The 19,973-nt window shown below is 62.0% G+C and carries 18 protein-coding genes; 6 read left to right on the top strand and 12 right to left on the bottom strand.

Annotated elements, in window-relative coordinates; genetic code table 11:
* Nucleotides 1-11: 11 nt before the first annotated feature.
* From RIB87_RS14325 to RIB87_RS14300, 6 genes are all read right to left on the bottom strand, one after another.
* The gene (locus RIB87_RS14325) at nt 12-1,088 is read right to left on the bottom strand and encodes an NAD(P)-dependent oxidoreductase (RefSeq protein WP_350147865.1); all 1,077 of its coding nucleotides are present in this window, start codon (nt 1,086-1,088) and stop codon (nt 12-14) included.
* On the bottom strand, nt 1,078-2,709 hold the full coding sequence (locus RIB87_RS14320; protein WP_350147863.1) for an acyl-CoA synthetase: 1,632 nt from the start codon (nt 2,707-2,709) through the stop codon (nt 1,078-1,080). The genes RIB87_RS14325 and RIB87_RS14320 overlap by 11 nt, the downstream gene beginning before the upstream one ends.
* 101 nt (nt 2,710-2,810) lie before the next feature.
* Nucleotides 2,811-3,797 (bottom strand): trypsin-like serine peptidase, encoded by a 987-nt coding sequence (locus RIB87_RS14315; protein WP_350147861.1) that lies wholly within the window; start codon nt 3,795-3,797, stop codon nt 2,811-2,813.
* Nucleotides 3,798-3,891: 94 nt separating this feature from the next.
* The gene (locus tag RIB87_RS14310; protein WP_350147859.1) at nt 3,892-4,407 is read right to left on the bottom strand and encodes a hypothetical protein; all 516 of its coding nucleotides are present in this window, start codon (nt 4,405-4,407) and stop codon (nt 3,892-3,894) included.
* Nucleotides 4,404-5,051 carry a response regulator gene (locus RIB87_RS14305; protein WP_350147857.1) on the bottom strand — a complete coding sequence of 216 codons (648 nt, stop codon included), beginning with the start codon at nt 5,049-5,051 and terminating at the stop codon, nt 4,404-4,406. The genes RIB87_RS14310 and RIB87_RS14305 overlap by 4 nt, the downstream gene beginning before the upstream one ends.
* 146 nt (nt 5,052-5,197) lie before the next feature.
* Nucleotides 5,198-5,935, bottom strand: a complete 738-nt coding sequence (locus RIB87_RS14300) for a flagellin family protein (RefSeq protein ID WP_350147855.1) — start codon at nt 5,933-5,935, stop codon at nt 5,198-5,200.
* A 114-nt stretch (nt 5,936-6,049) separates the two neighbouring features.
* Here RIB87_RS14300 and RIB87_RS14295 point away from each other — a divergent pair, with 114 nt between their 5' ends.
* The gene (locus RIB87_RS14295) at nt 6,050-6,556 is read left to right on the top strand and encodes an NUDIX domain-containing protein (RefSeq protein WP_350147853.1); all 507 of its coding nucleotides are present in this window, start codon (nt 6,050-6,052) and stop codon (nt 6,554-6,556) included.
* Between the two features lie 9 nt (nt 6,557-6,565).
* On the opposite strand, the gene RIB87_RS14290 is transcribed toward RIB87_RS14295, so the two are convergent.
* Nucleotides 6,566-8,008, bottom strand: coding sequence for an amidase (locus RIB87_RS14290; protein WP_350147851.1), 1,443 nt, complete (start codon nt 8,006-8,008; stop codon nt 6,566-6,568).
* 197 nt (nt 8,009-8,205) lie between these two features.
* Between RIB87_RS14290 and RIB87_RS14285 the strand changes: the two genes are divergently transcribed.
* The 3 genes from RIB87_RS14285 (at nt 8,206) to RIB87_RS14275 (ending at nt 10,422) form a co-directional block, all read left to right on the top strand.
* A complete protein-coding gene (locus RIB87_RS14285) occupies nt 8,206-9,189 on the top strand; it encodes a calcium/sodium antiporter (protein ID WP_350147849.1) in 984 nt (327 codons plus the stop codon).
* 298 nt (nt 9,190-9,487) lie between these two features.
* A complete protein-coding gene (locus tag RIB87_RS14280; protein ID WP_350147847.1) occupies nt 9,488-9,736 on the top strand; it encodes a hypothetical protein in 249 nt (82 codons plus the stop codon).
* Between the two features lie 281 nt (nt 9,737-10,017).
* Nucleotides 10,018-10,422 carry a hypothetical protein gene (locus RIB87_RS14275; RefSeq protein WP_350147845.1) on the top strand — a complete coding sequence of 135 codons (405 nt, stop codon included), beginning with the start codon at nt 10,018-10,020 and terminating at the stop codon, nt 10,420-10,422.
* Nucleotides 10,423-10,506: 84 nt separating this feature from the next.
* Here RIB87_RS14275 and RIB87_RS14270 read toward each other — a convergent pair whose 3' ends face one another.
* On the bottom strand, nt 10,507-11,418 hold the full coding sequence (locus tag RIB87_RS14270) for an SDR family NAD(P)-dependent oxidoreductase (RefSeq protein ID WP_350147843.1): 912 nt from the start codon (nt 11,416-11,418) through the stop codon (nt 10,507-10,509).
* Nucleotides 11,419-11,741: 323 nt separating this feature from the next.
* Between RIB87_RS14270 and RIB87_RS14265 the strand changes: the two genes are divergently transcribed.
* On the top strand, nt 11,742-12,305 hold the full coding sequence (locus tag RIB87_RS14265; RefSeq protein WP_350147841.1) for a GNAT family N-acetyltransferase: 564 nt from the start codon (nt 11,742-11,744) through the stop codon (nt 12,303-12,305).
* Between the two features lie 34 nt (nt 12,306-12,339).
* On the opposite strand, the gene RIB87_RS14260 is transcribed toward RIB87_RS14265, so the two are convergent.
* From RIB87_RS14260 to RIB87_RS14245, 4 genes are read right to left on the bottom strand one after another with little or no spacing between them, the layout of a single operon-like run.
* Nucleotides 12,340-14,424: a hypothetical protein gene (locus tag RIB87_RS14260; RefSeq protein ID WP_350148226.1), complete on the bottom strand. Its 2,085-nt coding sequence runs from the start codon at nt 14,422-14,424 to the stop codon at nt 12,340-12,342.
* Entirely contained in the window at nt 14,424-17,249 is a 2,826-nt protein-coding gene (locus RIB87_RS14255; protein WP_350147839.1) for a DUF4159 domain-containing protein, read from the bottom strand. The genes RIB87_RS14260 and RIB87_RS14255 overlap by 1 nt, the downstream gene beginning before the upstream one ends.
* Nucleotides 17,250-17,256: 7 nt before the next feature.
* Nucleotides 17,257-18,216, bottom strand: a complete 960-nt coding sequence (locus RIB87_RS14250; protein WP_350147837.1) for a DUF58 domain-containing protein — start codon at nt 18,214-18,216, stop codon at nt 17,257-17,259.
* 20 nt (nt 18,217-18,236) lie between these two features.
* Nucleotides 18,237-19,235 (bottom strand): AAA family ATPase, encoded by a 999-nt coding sequence (locus RIB87_RS14245; protein ID WP_350147835.1) that lies wholly within the window; start codon nt 19,233-19,235, stop codon nt 18,237-18,239.
* Nucleotides 19,236-19,346: 111 nt separating this feature from the next.
* Here RIB87_RS14245 and RIB87_RS14240 point away from each other — a divergent pair, with 111 nt between their 5' ends.
* Entirely contained in the window at nt 19,347-19,967 is a 621-nt protein-coding gene (locus RIB87_RS14240) for a DUF1285 domain-containing protein (RefSeq protein WP_350147833.1), read from the top strand.
* Nucleotides 19,968-19,973: the final 6 nt, after the last annotated feature.

Here is a 19,973-nt window from a genome sequence, read left to right as displayed (position 1 = left end):
AGGCTGGTGCCCTAGGCTGCAAAACCCGTGCCGCGCACCATCACGCGGTCAGGGGTTTCACCGCGCGCCAGCTTGTCGAGGTTGGCGGCAATGGAGATCATGCGGCGGTAATCGGCGTTGCGCGAATGGGCGGAGCAGTGCGGGGTGACAATGACGTTTCCAAGCTGCGTAAAGGGAAACGCCGAGGGCGAAGGGTCCGCCGGTGTTTCACCGGGTGCAAGGCCGCGTGCCGGGTAGCGATACCAGGTGTCGATGACCGCACCGGCAATCTGTTTTGATTTGAGGGCGTGATAGAACGGCTCCTCCTGTATGACTTCGCCGCGCGCGACATTGATGATAACGGCGCTGCCTTTCATTGTGGCCAGTTCGTCGGCACCGATCATGCCGCGCGTCGACTCATTGAGGTCGCAGGCCAGCACTACGTAGTCGCTTTGTGTCAGAAGCGTGTTGAGGGCATTTGGGTCATCAGCCGTTGCGCCCAGCCAATCCAGTTCAGGCGGGCACGTTGCAGCAGACCGTTTGAGACCCATGGTCCGCATACTGAAGGCTTTGGCGCGTCTGGCGGTTTCCTCACCGATGCCGCCATAGCCGATGATGCCGACGGTCTTGTTCCAGAGTTCGCCGTGGAACGAGCCGGGATCTTTTGATGAACCGGAGAACTGCCAGCTTCCGGAGCGGAAGTCCGGGTCCATGATGCGCAGGCGGATTTCCCATTCCAGCATCGCCCCCAGCGTGTATTCCGCCATGGTGATTTCGTGGCCGCTACAGCCCGCGGCGATTGCCTGCGGTGGCAGCAATTCGGCAGACAACCAGTCTGTGCCGGCAAAGGGGATTTGCAGCATACGCAGCGCGGGGCTGGCTTTCAGACCCTTGAAGAACGCGCCAACGAACAAAGTGTCAACGCCGGGCACGACCACATCAGCGTGCGCCAGCAGGGCTTCAAGCGCCGGTTCGCCGTCCGCGTGGTCCCACGTTTTAATGTCCCAGTCGGTTGTCAGGTGCTGCTCAATGAGGTCGCGGCCCTCACCGGGTTTTGACGATGCCAATGAGCCGGTGAGGGCGAGGACGGGGCGTTGGTTAGCTGGCAATGCCCAGCTCCTGTTTTGCAAAGCTGGTGGCGCCCTTGTAGTCCGCCTTGCCGTTGGGCGCGCGGAACGCGTTTGCCGCCACAAGCACGCGTTTGGGGGCTTTGTAGTGCGCCAGGCTGTTTTTCACGTGGGCAATCAGCGCGGCTTCGTCGGCTGACTGTCCGGTTGCCAGCGTAATGATGCCGGTGATGGCCTGTCCCCATTTTTCATCGGGCAGACCAACCACAAGGGCATCGTCCACCGCCGGGTGGGTCTTGAGGGCTTCTTCCACTTCTTCCGGGTACACTTTTTCGCCGCCGGTGTTGATGCATACGGAGCCGCGGCCCAGCAGCGTGAGCGTGCCGTCTTCTTCCACGGTGCAGAAGTCGCCGGGGATCGAGTAGCGCACACCGTTGATGGTGCGGAAGGTCTTGGCGGTTTTTTCCTCGTCCTTGTAGTAGCCAAGCGGAATGGGCTGGGCGACGGCGATAACGCCTGATTTGCCGGAGCCTGGGGCTACTTCCTCATCGTTTTCGTCAAACACCTTGCAACGTTCGCCGATCTGGAACTTGGCGGTTTTCACTTCGCCGTCGGCGGTGAAAATGGATGAGCCAAAGCCGATGCCTTCGGATGAGCCGAAGCTGTCTGCCAGCATGGCTTGCGGCATGTGTTTTATCATCTCGCGTTTCACTTCGAGCGACCACATGACGCCGGACGAAATGATGCTGATGAGTGATGACAGATCATATGTACCGGGTTTTTCTTCCAGTGCCTTCAGCATGGGTTTGGCGAAGGTGTCGCCAACAATGGCGATCTGTTCGACTTTGTAATCGTTGACGGCCTTCCAGATGGCGTGGGCATCAAGGTGCTCATTGTCCAGCGTCACGATGCAGCCGCCGTTCATCATATTGCCGATGGCGGTGAACAGGCCGGTGCCGTGCATCATCGGGCAGGCGGGAATGAACGGACCTGCGCCGGTGCCGGTTTCCTTGATGGCAGCTTTTATTTCATCCAGCGTCTCAGGCACGGGGCCCAGTGCGCGCAGGGCATACAACTGGGCTTCACGCAGATCGTCGGCAGGCCACATAACGCCTTTGGGCATACCGGTGGTGCCGCCGGTGTACAAAAACAACTGGTCGTCGCCGGAGCGTTCAATGCCAAGCGCCCCGCCATTGCCGATCTGGGTCAGATCTTCGTAGCGCTGCGCAAAATCGTTTGCGGGTGTGCCGGATGTGACCTCAAGGAACGTGCCGACCTTGCCAAGGCGCGGTTTTAGCGCGGCGATGTTGGCGGCAAACTCATCGCCATACACAATTGTTTGGGCGTCGGAATTATCAAAAATGTAGTGCAGCTCGTCGGGCTGGTAGCGGTAGTTGACGTTGACGTGGGTCAGCCGCGCCTTGAAGCAGGCTGCCAGCAGCTCGGCGTATTCGGCGCGGTTGCGCATATAAAACGCCACCTTGTCGCCGGGCTTTGCGCCGCGCTCAATGAGCTGGCGGGCAAGGTTGTTGGTGCGCGCATCAAACTCCGCCCAAGTAGTGATGGCGGGGGTGCCGTCCTTGGCAATGTGAATGAGCGCGGGCTTGTCGCCGGGCAGCACGGGGGCAATGGTGTCGAGGATGTCACCGAAGTTCCAGGCCATGTTGAAGTCTCCCTGATAATCTTTTGGTCTTTTCGGGAGCTACTATAGCGCTGCAATCTGCGGCGTCATCCGTGATTTGCGCAGAGGCTCGCTGCGTTGCCTCAGCAGATTGAGGTTGCCTGCGCTGTGGGCACCAACGCGATTTCGACCGCGAGAGCGAGGATGTCAGACGTGGTGTCAGCGGTGCCGGTACATGAGCCGGGCAGAACAGAAAATGCCATTGTTTCGACATCAGGTGTGCTGATGACCGGCGGCGGTGACGCCGCCAGACGGTCGAGGGTGGCCCTGAACTCGCCATCAAACCGGATGGCTGTGTTGGCGAACATGCGCGGGTGATATTCATCGCCCACCTTGTGGACAATGCCGTTAAGCTCTGTTGCGTTGATGCCAACAATCTGCCGCGTACCCTCGTGGATGAGCACCAGCGGGCCGCCGGACCAGCCGGGAATCATGTCGCAGTTGTGGTTGAACTCGCCATCTGAAAAATAGCCGTGGTGCCAGTGCAGCTTGGGCACCGGCGCACAATTTTCAGAGATCAGCATTTGCGGGCGTTCGCCGTTCTTGCCGACCAGCGCATAGCGCGCACCTTGTTGCTCCAGCGGTTCAAGGTCGTCGCCGGTGATGGTGGCAAGCGGCAATGATCCGTAGGCGTCGGATATGCGGCCCTTCACAACAGCAATCGCCCAGTCATGATGCCAGGCGCGGCCAGGGTTGAGGGTGCCCAGCGCCACATGCACCACGGGCGTTGCATCGGCTTCATGTCCGCCGGGCAAGAAGGCGCAGGTTGTCTGCATCTGATTGTGGCGACCGCTGAATGTGTGGGCGACGGTTGCCACAAGCTCAAAATCCCGGTCGGGTGCGAGGGAGGGGTGAGAGACGATAGTGCCGACCGGCAGACGGGTTGAGTTGGCACACGCAAACTGGCCGACGGCTGAAAAACCGTCCTCCGCCGTCAGCGGACGACGGTCGTCGGTGTCAAAAACGTTGGCGAAAGAGGGGGGCGGAAGAAGTGTCAGCGCGGCAAGCGTGCCGATGGCCAGCGCAACCGCAGCACCTGTCTTGTTCGTCTTGACGCACACCGGGTGCATTTCGACCTCACGACTTTTCCGATGGCGAAGTCTGACACCACCCCGGCTCCTGCGCAATGCGCAATGCGCAAGCATTGCTGCCCCTGACCCATGCTCAGGAGATGTTTTTGAATGATTTGAGCGGTCGGGAGAACTCCTGACGGGTGGCCTCAAGTTCCTTGTTGCGCAGGTCGCGCAGGCTTTCGATCAGATAGGTGCCGATGGTGTCTGCGGCGGTGTCTTCGTTCAGTGCCCGTTTGAGGGAACTGACATGCAGCCAGATGATATTGGCGCGCGGCATCAGGCGCGCCTGTTGCAGTTCTTCAATATAGGCACATAGCGCGTTGGCGATGCCGCCGGGAATAAACAGCCCGACCGTGCCGCACACGCCGCGCAGTTCGTGCGCTGTTTCAAACACGGTCTGTATCTGGTCCGGCGTGATGTCACTCAGGCCGTCTGTGAGGCGGTACAGGTCCTGGGCACGGGCGTGCACATCGGCGGCTACTTCCGGCGCGATGTTCTGAATGGCGGCGTTCGCCTTTTTTTCGAGGGCGGGGGGTATTGTGGATGGCAGATTGCGCCCGAAGAGTCTTTTCAGCCTGCCGTCGGCTTTGAAAAATATCGGCTTCATTGTGTGGCTCCCCAGGTTATGGATGCGTCGTCGTTGGAGGTGCGCAATGTCAGGCCCTGTGCTCTGTTCTGAATAAGGCTGAGGGAACTGCGCTGTTGGGTTTTGGGTTTGCCGTTTGCGTGCGCCTGAGCGCGTGTTGGGGGCCCCACTATCTTGTCGCTTTCGCGTCGGAAGGGGCCTGAATAATTGGCGTTGCTGCGGCGTCGGCGGTTGGGGCCGAAGTAGTTGTTGCTGCGCACGTAGGGCCGCGGTTTGGAAATGACCTGGGTGATGCGCGAATACAGCCCCGCAGGCGTCACCGGCTTAGCCAGATATTCGTTCACCCCCACGTCGCGTGCGCGTTCCACACAGGCGCGGTTGTGATAGCCCGTTACCATGATGATCGGTACCAGTGGGTCCGGACTATCGGCGGCGGTGCGCACCAGATGCACGAAGTCGAAGCCGTCCAGCGGCTGCATGGCCGCGTCGGTGATGATGATGTCGGGCGGAAAGTCGCGCATCAGTTCAAAGGCTTCCGAGCCGTCGGCGGCCATCTGAATCTGTTCAAACTCCATGGCGCGCAGAATGGCGCTGTAGAGATTGCGCATGAACAGGTTGTCCTCGACAACGAGGAGGTGGATGCGCCTGAAATTGAGATCTGCCATAGATGTCGGTCCCCCCTCCGGAGCGACGGGTGTGCTCGTTTTCGGTTGAGAGAGTGTGCCGAGTACACGTTAAAAGTGTATTAGTGGGCGGTATTTTTTCGACTTTTACGGGTTTTCGGTTGTGTGTGGCGCGGGCTTTTGGTTGTTCAGGGCACTGAAAGATCGCGAATACGAGCCGCCAGGAGTGCGGCTTCAACCTCAAACCGGGCGGCAAGTGCCGCCGTCATCTGCATGGCGGCATCCACACTGGCACCAATGGACAGGCGTTCAGCGTGGGTGGCAAAGGCCTGTTCGGGCGGCGGCAGGGCGAGGCCGCGGTCTGTGCATGTCACATTGGCGCCGGTGATGGCGGCGCGCGATCGACCGGTACCGTCGAGGGGAACTTCCAGTATGCCGCCCAGACCGTCCAGCAGGTTGATGCGTCCTGCATAGGCCGTGCTGGCGATGCGGTCTATGTCGTCGCGCAGTTCGTCGTAGCGCTCCGCCAGCAAGGCGCGGGCACCGTTGGGTGTATCGTCATCAGAGGGGGCGACCGGCTGGTGTGAGCCGTCATCTGCACCGGATGCGTCTGACGCGACAGTCACCAGTTCGCGGGCGTCGCGCAGTCGGTTCGAAATCGCGTCAAGCGACAGGACTGCTGCTTCCAGTGTTTCGATTGCGGATATGGCGGCAGCCAGATGCGGAGCCACAGGTCTGCCTTCAGCGATGTTGCCTTTCTCCTTCAACCGGGCCAGCGCCTCGCGGCCTTTGGCCAGCGCACACAGACGCGCAGCCTTGCGCCGCCGATGGGCCGCCCTGGGGTTGGTGATCTCCTGCACGGCTTCAAAAACGGCCTGCGCGAACGCAGGAACAAGAAGGGCCGGTGATTTGCTAATGGCGTTCATGCAAGGCAGGTTACGCGCATCGCTCTAAGGGGCGGCTAAACCGGCGTTTTGCATTCGAACAAATTGTCCGGCTTTTTTGATTTGGTTTTCAGAGCAGGCAGGAGCGTGCGTGCGGTGACATCGGTGTTGGCCCATCCTTTGGTAAAGCCTGTGGCGCACCGGGTTCTGCAATTTGGATACCGCGTGCGGCGGCTTTATTCGGCAGTGTTCAGGCCGGTCACGCTGGGGGTGCGCGCGCTGGTGCTGAATGACGAGGGCCATGTGCTGTTGATCCGCCACACCTATGCGCCGGGGTGGTTCATGCCCGGTGGCGGTGTGGGGCGTGACGAGACGCTGGAAGCAGCAGCCGCGCGCGAGCTGTATGAGGAAGCAGGCATTCGTGTCACCGGCGACCTTACGCTGGTAGGAGCGTATGCCAACTTTTTGCAGCTCAAGTCAGACCATGTGCTGGTGTATGCCGTGAGCGCGTGGGAAGACGCTGGCCCCGCGCCGCATCTGGGTGTCGAGATTGCCGAGATGGGTTTTTTTGCCCCCGATGCGTTGCCCGCAGGCACAACGCCAGGCACGCGGCTGCGGCTTGAGGAGTTTTTCAAGCAGCGCCGTCCGACCACGTACTGGTAGTGTTCGCGTTTAGCTGCCTGCGTGTACGGGCGGGCGTTTGTCAGCCCAGGGCTGTGCCTGCTCAAGCTGACCGGCAAGCTGAAACAATGTCGCTTCATCACCAAACGCGCCGGTAAACATCATGCCGACGGGCAGGCCGGTGTCAGTCCAGTGCAGGGGAACCGACATGGAGGGCTGGCCGGTCATGTTGAACAGGCCCGCGTAGGGCATGTAGCGGGCGTTGATATCGAGATACGCCGCAATGTCATCGCTGTTCATGTTGACGGTGCCAAGTGGCACCGGCGGCAGTGCCAGCGTTGGCGACAGGAGCACGTCATAGGTGTCTGTCATAAAGTCAGCGACCTTGCGGCCGAACTGGTGAATGAGGAGACTGCCGCGCGCGTAGTCGGGCCCTGAGAGGGCGCGGCCGTTTTCAGCGATGGCCCAGGTGATGTGTTCCACGTCCTGCTGCGACACCGGGCGGCCCAGCGCTGCGCTGCGCTGATCCAGCGCCAGCGCCGTGCTGCTGGCAATGAGGCCCACCTGCGCGAGCGCCATTTCGCCTGCATCTATTTGCGGTGCGTCTTCCACCACAGTGTGGCCAAGCTGCTCAAGCAACTTCGCGGTGGCGTCGAGGCCTGCCTGAACATCTGCGTCAGCGCGGTTGCCGTTGGGACCGGTTGCCGTCATGGCAATGCGCAGGGCGCGCGGTGTTGTTGTGACTTCCTGCAGAAAAGGCCGGGCTGGGGCAGGGCAGTGATACGGGTCGCCGGGGGCGGGGCCGCAGGTGGCGTCCAGCAACGCTGCGTTGTCGCGCACGGTACGGCTGACGGCATGGCTGATGGACATGCCGCCCCAGCCTTCGCCCCGGTCCGGCCCCATGGGGGTGCGGGCACGGGTGGGCTTCATGCCGAACAGGCCGCAGGCAGCTGCGGGAATGCGGATTGAGCCACCGCCGTCAGAGGCATTGGCGATGGGCAGCACACCGGCCGCCACAGCGGCGGCCGCACCACCTGATGACCCGCCGGGGGAATGCTCCGTGTTCCACGGGTTTCGGGTGGGGCCAAACAGGCGTGGCTCGGTGGTGCCCGCAAGGCCGAACTCAGGGGTGTTTGTCTTGCCGAAAATCACCATGCCGGCTTTGCGATAGCGCTCGGTCAGGGTCGAATCATGGTCGGCCATGTTGTCCCTGAAGGCGGCAGACCCAAAGGTGGTGATGGTGCCTTTCATCAGCAGATGCAGGTCTTTGAGCAAAAACGGAACGCCCTTGAACGGGCCGTCCGGCAAACCTGCATCAATCGACGCGCGGGCTTCGTCATAGTGCTTGAGGGTGACGGCATTGAGGGTGCCGTTCACGGCTTCCAGCCGGTTGATGGCTTCATCCAGCAGCTCGCCGGGGGTCACATCGCCCTTGGCCACCAGGTGGGCCAGGCCAAGTGCGTCATACTGATCGTAGTCTTTGAAACCTGACATGCTGCGGGCCTTCCCTCAATGGTGATGCTCTTGTTTTCAGGCATCTTAGAATGAGGATGTGGCATGTGTCATATGCCTATGCTATCGCGCCTTATGAAGTTCACGGGCTGCACGGTGCTTTAACGCCCTGAGTGGCATGTTAGTGTGGCGCAATCCGGGGTGTCCGGTGAAACCGCAATGAAGCACGAAAGTCGGCAATGAGTTATCTGTTGGTTCTGGGCGGCCTGGTATTGCTGGCTGGTGGGGGTGAGGCGCTTATTCGCGGTGCTGTGGCGCTGGCGGAGCGGTTGTCCATCTCGCCGGTGTTTGTCGGTCTGACCGTTGTGGCGATCGGCACCTCGACGCCGGAGCTTACGGTGGCCATCAACGCGGCGATGGCCGGCACTCCCGACATTGCCATTGGCAGTGTCATCGGCTCCAACATCTCAAACATTTTGCTGGTGCTCGCGGTAACGGCGCTCATCCAGCCCATCACGTGTGATCCGCGCATGGTGTTCCGCGACGGCATGTTTGTGCTGGCGGTCAGCTTTGCGGTTGCCATGGTGGCGCTCACGGGCATCATTACGGTGACGCAGGGCGTGGCGATGCTGGTGCTGCTGATCCTGTATCTGACCTACAGCTATTGGTCTGAGGTTATACGCAACGCTCCCTCCTCAGAGCGGCGGGTGGCGGAGGTGGCTGAATACAAGGGCATTCCGCCGACGTTTCTTGCCGCCATTCCGGCTATTCTTGTCGGGCTCGTGGGCGTCATTCTGGGGGCGGATTTTCTGGTGCAGGGGGCTTCAGACATCGCGCGCAGTGCCGGTGTGTCTGAGGCGGTGATCGGCCTGTCGCTGGTGGCGGTCGGCACATCCTTGCCGGAGCTTGCCGTATCAGGACTTGCCGCGTTGCGGGGGCAGGCAGGTGTTGCCGTCGGCAATATCATCGGCTCCAACATATCCAATCTGCTGCTTATTCTGGGCGTCACCGCCGCCATGGGCAGCGCGCCGGTGGCCGACCAGATTGCGCGGTATGACGTGTGGGTGATGGTTGCCGCCACGGCCATCATGGTGCCGGTGATGATGAGCGGGCGGCGGATTTCGCGGGCCGAAGGCGCGGCGTTCCTGCTGGCCTATGGGCTGTATATTGCGTCGATCTATACCGGCGTGCCGCAGTGGGTGATGAGCGTTCTGTACACCTGATTTTTCCTGCGGAAGAACGTTCGCAAGCCATGTTACGCCGCAATTTTGCCTTGAATCGGGTAAAATATGACACTTCGGTGAGAGTGATGTGACAATGCTGATCTGCACCGATCCGTGCCGAGCGCGCACGAGCATGAGGGTACCGGACCGCAGGTTTACCTGTCCGGAAAAACCTTCAAGCGTGATAGCGGGGGCTACCTTTTTTTAAATCCGACTTCTGCCTGATTTCTGGCAGCGCGGAATATCGCGGGATCTTTTGGCATGAACTGCCCAAAATCCTGCGCACATGGAGACTGATATGGGTTTTGATCTGAAGAATGCCGCGCTGTCTGGTGCTGCTGTGCTTGCCCTTGGCCTTGCATTTGGTGCGCCCGCTTACGCGGAAGACGCCGTTGTTGAAGAAGTTGTTGCTGAAGAAGTTATGGCTGACGAAACTGTTGCCGAAGAAGCCGCCGTCGAAGACGCTGCTTCTGAAGAAGCAGTTGAGGAAGATGTGACTGTTGAAGAAACAACAGAAGAAGTTGTTGAAGAAGCCGTAGCCGAGTAACTGCGTCTGCGCTTTCGTCGCCTGGCGACAAAGACCCCGCCACGCAAACGCGTGGCGGGGTTTTCTTTTGCCTGATTTACGCCGGTATGTCGCCAGGCAGTATCCCGGCTATCGATCCTTCGGCGGCCTTGACCGTGATTGCATCCACGTCGCTGACTGCCTGAATATCGTCATGATCCTTTGCCATCCAAACTCTGCAGAAAGAGGCTGGCAGGATAATGCTGCTGGCAAAGAGAAAATAATCAGTGGCCCCGTTTGTCCGGTGCCAGAGAGGATTTCAAATGGCTCGATTTGCGACGATTATGTCTGACGCAGCTATGCGCGGGGCGGTGATTGTGACGGCTGCCGTACTTTGTCTGCCCGGGGTTTCCATGGCCGACAGCGGCGCGCAGGACGATAGTCCTGCTCCTTATGTACTGCCGCAGGATGAAGATGCCTTGCGTGCGCTTGAGCAGGCCCAACGGCGCATCGTCAATACGGCGCAGCGCCAATGTACCCAGTCGCTGGGTGGTATCAACCGTAGCGACAACGATCCGTGCATCATCAGCGCCGTCGAGGTGGGCGTTGACGTATCAAACGATCCGGCACTTGCCGCGTTCCACAAGTCCTTGCCCATGTCTGTGCGCTACGATGGAGATCGGCCGCAGGATGTCTGGCGCGCGGGTCTGGTTGAAGACTCTGAATAATGCGTTCGGGACTGCCGCAATGGATTAGGGGCGGCGCTTTTGGCGCCGCCCCTTTGCCGTGACATGCAGTTTTGACTGCTTGGCCTAGATCGGTTCCCAGGTAAACACGCTGCCGGTGTTGCCGAGGTCAAGCATGTCCTGCTTCATGGCGGGGAAGCCATGACTGAGCAGTGTCTCCGGCGACCAGCCTTCAAGGCGGGTCATGCCACGCAGCGGGCGCGGCTGGCTCATCAGGAATATTTCATTGCCGCGGGCGACAAAAATCTGTCCTGACACATCGCTGGGTGCCGACAGGCCGATGGCGAGCTGGGCCACCTGGTCGGCGCGCATGGCGTTTTTCATGCGGTCCACGCGCTGGGCGGAGGCTTCGTCCTTTACCGGGATCGTTGCAATCATCCGGGTCCAGGCGAACGGCGCAATGATGTTGGAGCGCACGTTCTTCATGGCGCCTTCCATCGCGATGATGCGTGACAGCCCGGCGACGCCCATTTTGGCGGCCGCGTAATTGGCCTGACCGATGTTGCCGATGATGCCGCTGGTGGAGGTGAACAGCACATAGGCACCGTCTTCCTGCTCACGGAAGTGATTTATGGATGCGCGGGCCACGTTGTAGGCGCCATTGAGATGCACATTGATGACGGCGTCCCAGTCTTCGTCGTCCATCTTGTGGAACATCTTGTCGCGCAGAATGCCGGCGGGGTTGATGACCACGTTGAGGCCGCCGAACTCGTCCATGGCCTGCTGCACCATGTGATCAGCGCCCTTGCGGTCGCTCACGCTGTCGGAGTTGGCAACGGCTTCGCCGCCCGCAGCCTTGATCTCGTCGGCCACTTCCTGAGCCGGGCTGGCGTCGCCCGCATCGCCACCGGCGACACTGCCACCCAGATCGTTGATGACGACTTTCGCGCCTTCGCGTGCCGCCAGCACGGCGCATTCCTTGCCGATGCCGCGCGCAGCGCCGGTGACCAGAACCACTTTTCCGTCAAGAACACCCATCTGACGATTTCCTCCTGTTGCGTTTGTTGTCGTGGTGACTTTGGCGGGCAAACTAGCCCGATGAGGCGCTTAGGTCCAACAGGCTTTACGTCATGTGGCGCTGCGTGATATTCCAAATTTTCCTGAGATTTGAAGAGGGCGCGAGGCCTGTGTTCACCCTGAGCTGCCAGCGACGACGACCCATGCCGCGCTTTTTCAAGCGCGCAACGGGTCTCGTGCATCCTGCAGCCGCCGCGTAACACCGGCACAGGCGGCCAGCAGGGCAACAGACGCGGATTTCGTTTTGCTTGCCCTTATGCCGGGTGCTCAGGATACTTTGTCTTATGACTTCAACCTCAACTGACGCTGTGCCTTATGTGCTGCGGGCCCAGACGTCGGGCCATGACCATGCCGTTGAAACCCTGCTTGACCTGGCCTTCGGACCGGGGCGGCTGGCAAAGGCCTCTTATCGACTGCGTGAAGGCGTTGAGCCGCTTGATGACCTGTCATTCGTGGCTGAGTACACCACGCCGGGACACGACCATCTGGCGGGCAGCATCCGTTACTGGCCGATTTCAATTGGTCCGAATGCGGATGATGTTATGACCCCTGCGTTGCTGCTTGGGCCGCTGGCGGTGTCGCCTGATCTGCAGGGCAAAGGCGCGGGCATGGCGTTGATGCGTATAAGCCTGGATGCGGCGAAAGCGGCGGGGCATCGGCTGGTCGTGCTTGTGGGCGACCTGCCGTATTACCAGCGCGCGGGCTTCAGCACGGTGCCCATCGGCAGCATTTCCATGCCGCAGCCGTTTGATCCGTCGCGGTTGCTGTGGCGTGAACTTGTGCCGGGTGCTTCCAATGGTGTGGCTGGAGAGATGGTGCGGCCGACGGGTGCAGAGGCTGTGGCCTAGCCGTCGAGTGGCCGGTGCGTCAGCGGCCTGTGCGTCAGCGGCCTTCACGCCGCCATGCCAGCATGAAAGCGCCCAGCGCGAACAGTAATGCGAGTTCGGGGCGGATCAGGGTGTGTTCGCTGACAGCGCGCACGGCATATTCACTTTTGGCATTGAGGCCAATCCAGCTTGCCCCGGATGCGTCGCGTCCAGGGCGGATACGGCGAATGTCGGGTGTGTCGGCGGCTGACATGTAGCGGATGCCACCGCCTGTTTCGTCTGCGAGAGTAGCGACATGTGCGTCTGTCACGCGCACATCGGCAAACTCCTTGGGGTTGAGGGGGCCTGCGGCGGTGATGGTTTTTTTCTCGCCATCGTCCAGCCGATACAGACCCATCTGGTTGATGTCCATGCGCGCTGTGAAGCGGCCGGGGCCATCGGCGGCCAGTTCAAGCTGCTGTGTTGTGCCATCGGGGGCGGTTACGGTGACGGGGGGTGCTTCCTCGGCCATGGTCTGGCGGGTCACCGTCAGTGTGCCGCCCGTTGCTGTGGCCCGTAGTTTTTCTTCTTCAAGGTCCGGCTCTTTCATCAGCCAGTGGGCGAGGCGGCGCAGCATTTCAGCCTGTGGGCCGCCGCCCTCAAAGCCGCGCGTCCAAAGCCAGGCATGGTCCGACAGCAGTTGCGCCACGCGACCTTCGCCCACCCGGTCCAGCACCATCAATGGCCGGTTGCCGGGGCCTTCCATCAATGCGTCGCCTGACGCCTGTTCGGTATCAATCAGGCGGAACCAGCGGCCCCAGTTGGGCGGTGACTGGTCCGCACCGGGCAGCCCGGATGTGACCGGGTGGCGCTGACCCAGCGGCGTCACCGTGGGGTAATAACCCTGCGCAAACACGTCACCCGTGGGTGCTGCGGGCAGCACGCCAGCCAGCGGCGTGCGGAAGATTGAAAACGGCGAGGCAAAGTCAGGCCCCACGGCCATCAAGAGCGCGCCGCCATCGTCCACATAATTGGCGACATTTTGGAGGTAGGCGATGGGCAGCACGCCGCGCCGCCGGTAGCGGTCGAATATCACCAGATCAAACTCTTTGAGTTTGACCGAAAACAGCTCGCGGGTAGGAAAGGCGATCAGCGACAATTCGTTGATCGGTGTGCCGTCCTGTTTTTCGGGCGGGCGCAAAATAGTGAAATGCACCAGATCAACGGCAGGGTCGGCCTTCAGCAGGTTACGCCATGTGCGTTCGCCTGCATGGGGTTCGCCGGACACCAGCAACACCCGCAGCCGATCGCGGATGCCGTTGGCGACTACAACGGCGCGGTTGTTTTCGAGTGTGAGTTCGGCGGGGCCGGGGGCGGCTTCAATCTCAATGACATTTTCGCCGCCGTGTTCAAGCTCAAGGGTAATGCTCTGGGTGCTGCCAGTGGTGACAGAGAGTGTTGGCAGGGCTTCGCCATCAATGCTGACCGTAATGCCTGCAATGGCCACGCTGTCGCCCGCGCCCACATCATCAACGCGCAGCTTGAGGGTCATCTCTTCACCCACAATGGCAAAGCGCGGGGCTTCCTCGATTGTGAGGATGCGGTCTGCTTCGTCGTTGCTGCCGGTGAGCAGCGCATGAAAGGGTGCACCTGAATCAGCGATGGCGCGGGGCGCGCTATCGTGAATCTGCCCGTCGGTAATGGCAATGATGCCGGCCAGCCGTTCCGGCGGCACATCGGCGATGGCATCCTCGATCGCCGAGAAAAGCTGTGTGCCGCCCGCAGTGTCTGATGATGTGCTGCCAAGCGTGTCGGTGATATCGACGATGCGCAGGTCGAGGCCGTTTTCGGCGGTGATCTTTTCGCGCAGGGCGGCGGCAACCGTGTCGGTGAGTTCGGCCCGGTTGTTGAGAGTGTTGGACTGTGACCGGTCAATGGCGATGACGGCCACATCCGTGACCGGGTCTCGTTCCTCGCGCAGCGCGGATGGGTTGAGCAGGGCGACCAGTACGGCGGCACAGGCGGCCAGTCGCCACCATGTGCCAGCACCGCGTCGCCACACACTGAGTGCCGTAAGGGAGATGACCAGCAAAATGCCGACCACCAGAAGCCAGTCGGCGACCAGGGGAGAGAATGTGAGTTGCCAGCCGGACGTGGGCATCACTGGCCGAGCCTTTCAAGCAAGGCAGGTACGTGTACCTGGTCTGCCTTGTAGTTGCCGGTAAGCGCATACATCACGAGGTTGACGCCAAAGCGCCGCGCCATTTCGCGCTGGCGCTCACCGCCGGGCACGGGCTGCGCCATGGGCAGGCCGCGTGCATCAATGGCCCATGCCGCGGCAAAGTCATTGGAGCCGATCAGCAGCGGCGTCACGCCGTCCTGATTGAGCGTGCCGGGACTTGCAATGTCGTCGCCGCGCGCTTCCACCCACAGGTCGCCGCCCGCCCAGCGACCGGGAAACGTGCGCAGCAGATAAAACGCCTTGGTCAGCACATGGCCTTCGCCCACGGGTTCAAGCGGGGGCACATCAAGGTTGCCGAGCAGGGCACGCAGGGCGTCATTGCCAGGCGATGACCCAACAGCACTGACGCGCTGGTGATCCATTGTGTCGAACAAAATAGTGCCGCCGCGCTTCATGTAGGCATCAACGCGGGCCAGCGCCTCGGACGAGAGGGCCTGCTGGGTGGGCAGGATGGGCCAATAGAGCATGGGGTAAAACGCCAGTTCGTCGCGCTCGACATTCACGCCCAGCGGTTCTGCAGGTTCTATGGCGGTGCGGGCGCGCAGCACCTGGCTGAGGCCTGACAGTCCGGCGCGGCTCATTTCGTCCACGGCATTATCGCCGGTCAGCACATAAGCAAGGCGTGTGTCGAGGGTGGCAAGCAGGGCAATGTCGTCGCCGGGCAATTGCTCCTGCGCCATTGCCGTGCTGGTCCATGGCATGAGGGTGCTTGCAAGAAGCATATGGCCAAGAAGAACAGGGCCAAGAAGCACGGCAGCAGTGCCTGGGATGCGCCAGGTCTGTGGCAGCCGGATGCGTCCCGACAGCACGAGGGCAATCAGACCATCAACCACCAACAGGGCCAATGCGAGCATCAGCAACAGTGGCTTGAGCGCGCGTTCGCCGGTGCCTGCATAGGCGCTGGTAGCGTCAGCAAAGGATGTGTCGAGCGGGGCCAATGACTGGCCCGGTGCAATAACATTCAGGGCACGGAAGGCATCTGCTGCGCCATACAGGCCGGGCGGATGCGCGGGCGACGGGCGCAGGTCATCAATCCGTGTCGGCGACACTGGTTGCGCGAGAGCAGGCGGGGCCACAAGGCGACCCGCACCGTCAAGGGCGCGCCACGGAGCGAGCAGCCGCGTCGGGGCCTCGCCGTCTTGCGCGCCGGTGCCACGGCTCAGGTCCAGCAGACGGCGCAGCATCTCCACATAGAGACCGGAGATGGGCAGGTTCGACCAGTCGGTGTCGGCGGAGACATGGAACAGGATGATCCATCCATCGCCGCGTTGGGCGGCCGTCACCAGCGGTGTGCCGTCGGTGAGCCTTGCCCATGTATTTTGCGCCAGCGTACCGGAGGGGTCAGCCAGCACCTGTCGGTTGATTTCAACGTCGGGGGGAATATCGAGACCTGCGAAGGGGCTGGTTTCATCAAACGGGGCCAGTCCCTGCGGTGCCGCCCAGGTGAGTGCACCACCAAGGGCGCGCCCCCCGCCCCGCAATGTGACGGGCATCAGATCATCCGTGTTCGCGGCAAGACGTGGGCCTGCAAAGCGCACCAGCGTGCCGCCGGCCTCCACCCACTCCGCCACGCGCTGGGCGTCATCTCCCACAAGCTGGCCCACGTCAGCGGTGATCAGCATGGACAACGGGCGCGACAGCAGATTTTCAATTTGTGAAGTGTCGTCTGCTTGCAGGTGAGATGTGCGCGCCTCGCGCAGTTCGGCAAACGGGCTGGTGGCGCGGCGCAGGTAATAAAGGTCAGAGAGAAGCGGCTGCGCGTCCTCGCTGCTGCCTCCCGACACAAGCCCGACGGTGCGGCGCTGCCAGCGATCGTCCAGCATGGTGACGGCCCCGGCTGAGGGTTCGCCCGCGATCACCAGTTGTGTGACGGCGTTGCGTAGTTCCAGCGGCATGTCGAGCGTGATGGTTGTTGTGGTTTTGCCGTCTGAAAATGCAAACGGCACTTCGGTCAGAATGCGTCCGGCGTCGCCCATGGCGCGGACCAGCCCCTCGCGGGTGCCTGACGGGGAGGCACGCAAAAGGGTGGCCTCAAATGACTGACCAAGCTGTGAGGGTGGACGCAGGGCAAGGGCGGTTTCGTCAGCGGCGGGGCTGATGACCGTTACGTCGCCGTGGCGGGCAAGCTCTGCGGCAAGGGCGGCATCGCCTGCTCCGGCCAGCCCGTCGGTTAGCCACACCACCTGCCATGCACCCGCGTCACGCAGGGCTGATGCATTGAGCCGTTGTGCGGCTGCCGCATAGTCAACATCAAGCGGGCTGGGGGTGATGGCGGCTGCCAGTGCTGTGGCATCATCTGCGGTCAGAATATCGAGGGTATCGGCGCGTGTGGTTTGGGCGGTTTGCAGCAGTGCCACAGTGCGGCCTGACCGGCGGGCACCAGCCAGCATACTGTCAAGGGTTGCCTGCCGTTGCGCCCAGCGCGGGGCAGCGGCCCAGTTGTCATCGACCACCAGCAATAACGGGCCGGAGCCTTGCGGTTGGGCACTGGGGTTGGTGACCGGTTCTGCGAACGCAAACACCAGCAGGGCGGCAGCGGTGAGCCGCAGGGTGATGAGCCACCAGGGCGTTTGTGCGGGGGTTTCTTCTTCGTCGGTCAGGCCCTTGAGCAGGCGGATTGCGGGAAAGCGTACGCGGTTTGGTGCCGGTGGCGTGACGCGCAGCAACCACCAGATAACCGGCAGGGCGGTGAGGCCAAGAAGGGCCAGCGGAGCGGCAAAGCCGAGTGATCCCAAAGTCAGCATGGCCGCATTACCCCGCGCTCGTTGCGGCTTGCGGAATCGGTGCGCCGGAAAGGGCTGCGTGCAACGCCAGTACGGCGGTTTGGGGTGGGCGGTCGGTGCGGTGGGTGGTGAATGTCCAGCCGAAGCGGCGGGCACCGGCGCGCAGGCTGGCGCGGTGCGCTTCAAGCCTGGCGTGATAGGCGCCACGCACGGTTTCGGTGCGCCCGAAGGTAAGACGCTGATCTTCCTCCACGCCCTCAAACTCCGTGCGGCCTGAAAATGGCAGGTCTTCTTCGGCAGGGTCCAGCACCTGCAACAGGTGTCCGCGTACGCCTGCGGTGGCGTGGCTTTGAATGCGGGCGGCAATGTCGGCGGGGTCTGACAAAAAGTCGCTGACCATCACCGCACGCGAGAAGCGTGGCAGGGCGGCGTCGGGAATGTCGCTTGCGCTGCTCGCGCTGCCTGACCCGTAGTGATGGGCCAGTCGTCGCAATGCTGTGCGCCCGGTCGCAGGCGGCAATGGTTCTCCCAGCGCGCCGATGCGCTCGCCTGCGCGCACAAGAAGTGTGGCGACGGCAAGGGTAATGACGGTGGCGCGGTCCTGTTTGGTGGGGGTGCGTTTGCCTGAGGTGTAGGCCATCGACGCGGACGCATCGCGCCACAGCCACACGGTTTCGGCCGCCTCCCATTCGTGCTCGCGCACATACAGCTTGTCGGAGCGGGCGGACTGCCGCCAGTCCACAAGGTGGGCACTGTCGGTTTGTTCGTAGCGGCGAAACTGCCAGAAGGTTTCACCGGGTCCGGTGCGGCGGCGTCCGTGCATACCGGGCGCAACGGTGGCGGCAATACGCTCGGCTTCCACAAGCAGCGGCGGCAGGGCGTCGGCCAGTTCCTCCGCTTCGCGGCGCTGGGGGGTGCGGCCATAGACCGAGCCGTCGCGGCCTGCCTGCGCCGGGGTCTCGTGATCTGGCCTGGTGTGGCGGGCCATGCGTGGTGTTCCCCCGCCGCCTAGCGGAATGGCCGGCAGAGCCGGTCAATGACGCCGGACACGGTTGTGCCTTCGGCGCGGGCGGCAAATGACAATGCCATGCGGTGGCGCAAGATCGGGTCTGCGAGTTCCACCACATCGTCAACGCTGGGGGCGTAGCGGCCATCCATCAGGGCGCGGGCGCGCACGGCCAGCATCAGCGCCTGGCTGGCGCGCGGACCGGGGCCCCAGGCTACAGTGTTGCGCACTTCTTCAAGCTCGGTTTCTTCGGGGCGGGCGCTGCGCACAAGCTGCAAAATGGCATCCACCACGCTTTCGCCCACCGGCATACGCCTTACAAGACGCTGGGCGGCTTCCACATCGTCGTCGCGCATCACAGCCACGGCGGTGGCTTCCGCGTCGCCGGTTGTTTCCAGCAACATGCGGCGTTCAGCGTCGAGGTCCGGGTAGTTGACGTCGATCTGCATCAGGAAACGGTCAAGCTGGGCTTCGGGCAGGGGGTAGGTGCCTTCCTGCTCCAGCGGGTTTTGGGTGGCGAGCACATGAAACGGGCGCGGCAGTTCATGGCGCTGGCCGGCCACGGTCACGTGCCGCTCCTGCATGGCCTGCAACAAGGCTGACTGGGTGCGCGGGCTGGCGCGGTTGATTTCGTCGGCCATCAGCAACTGGCAAAACACCGGACCCTGAATGAAGCGGAACGCGCGGCGGCCGTTGTCGGCTTCCTCCAGCACTTCGGAGCCCACAATGTCGCCGGGCATCAGGTCGGGTGTGAACTGGATGCGGCGGTCGAACAGGCCCAGCACAATGCCGGTGGTATGGACGAGGCGGGTCTTGGCGAGGCCGGGTACGCCCACCAGCAGGCCGTGGCCGCCTGCCAGAATGGTGATGAGCACCCGCTCAACCACCTGTTCCTGGCCAAACACCAGACGGCCAATGCCTTCTTTTACACGGGCGATCTGCTCGCCGGTGTGTTCAACCGCGCGGATTACATCGTCGTTTGCTTCACTCAGTGAGGTCATGGCCCTACATATACTCTGACAGCGATCTCCGGCGAGCCGGGAACAAGTGGGGACGAGCGTTGTCAAAAACGCCTGTGTTCAGATTATGACCCTAGCCCAAAAGCGAGTGCGATGACCCAGACGAATGACGCCAAAGACGATGAATCCGTTGAAAAAGCCGTGATGGGGCTGAAGGAAGCTGAGTTGGCAGCGCGCGCGGGCCTGCCGCCGGTGGAAAAGTGGCACCCGGAGCGCAAACACACCATTGATATGCGAATCGCCCGCGACGGTTCCTGGCACTATCAGGGGTCTGAAATTACACGGCGCAAGCTGGTGAAACTGTTTGCGTCCATCCTGCGGCGTGAAGACGACGGCTCGTATCATCTGGTGACACCCGCCGAGCAGGCGCAAATCCATGTGGAAGATGTGCCCTTTGTGGTGGTGGCGCTTGAGGCTGCGGGCGATGGCGAGGCACGCACGCTTGCATTCACAACATCTGTTGGTGATGTGGCGGTAGCAGGGCCTGACCATGCCATCCGCTTCGAGATTGATGACAAGACAGGTGAGCCTGCGCCCTATATGCATATACGCGGTGAGGGTAGGCGGGCGCTCGACGCGCGCATCAACCGCGCCGTCTATTATGAACTGGTGGAGCTGGGCGCGGAACACACGGTGGATGGTGAGGCGTGGTTCGGGGTCTGGAGCGGTGGTGTGTTTTTCAGAATGCAGCGCATGTCGGAAGTAACGGGGTAAAGACAC

Origin of the sequence: Pyruvatibacter sp. (assembly GCF_040219635.1) — a bacterium.
Classification (GTDB): Bacteria; Pseudomonadota; Alphaproteobacteria; order CGMCC-115125; family CGMCC-115125; genus Pyruvatibacter.
This window is presented reverse-complemented; position numbering and strand designations above follow the sequence as displayed.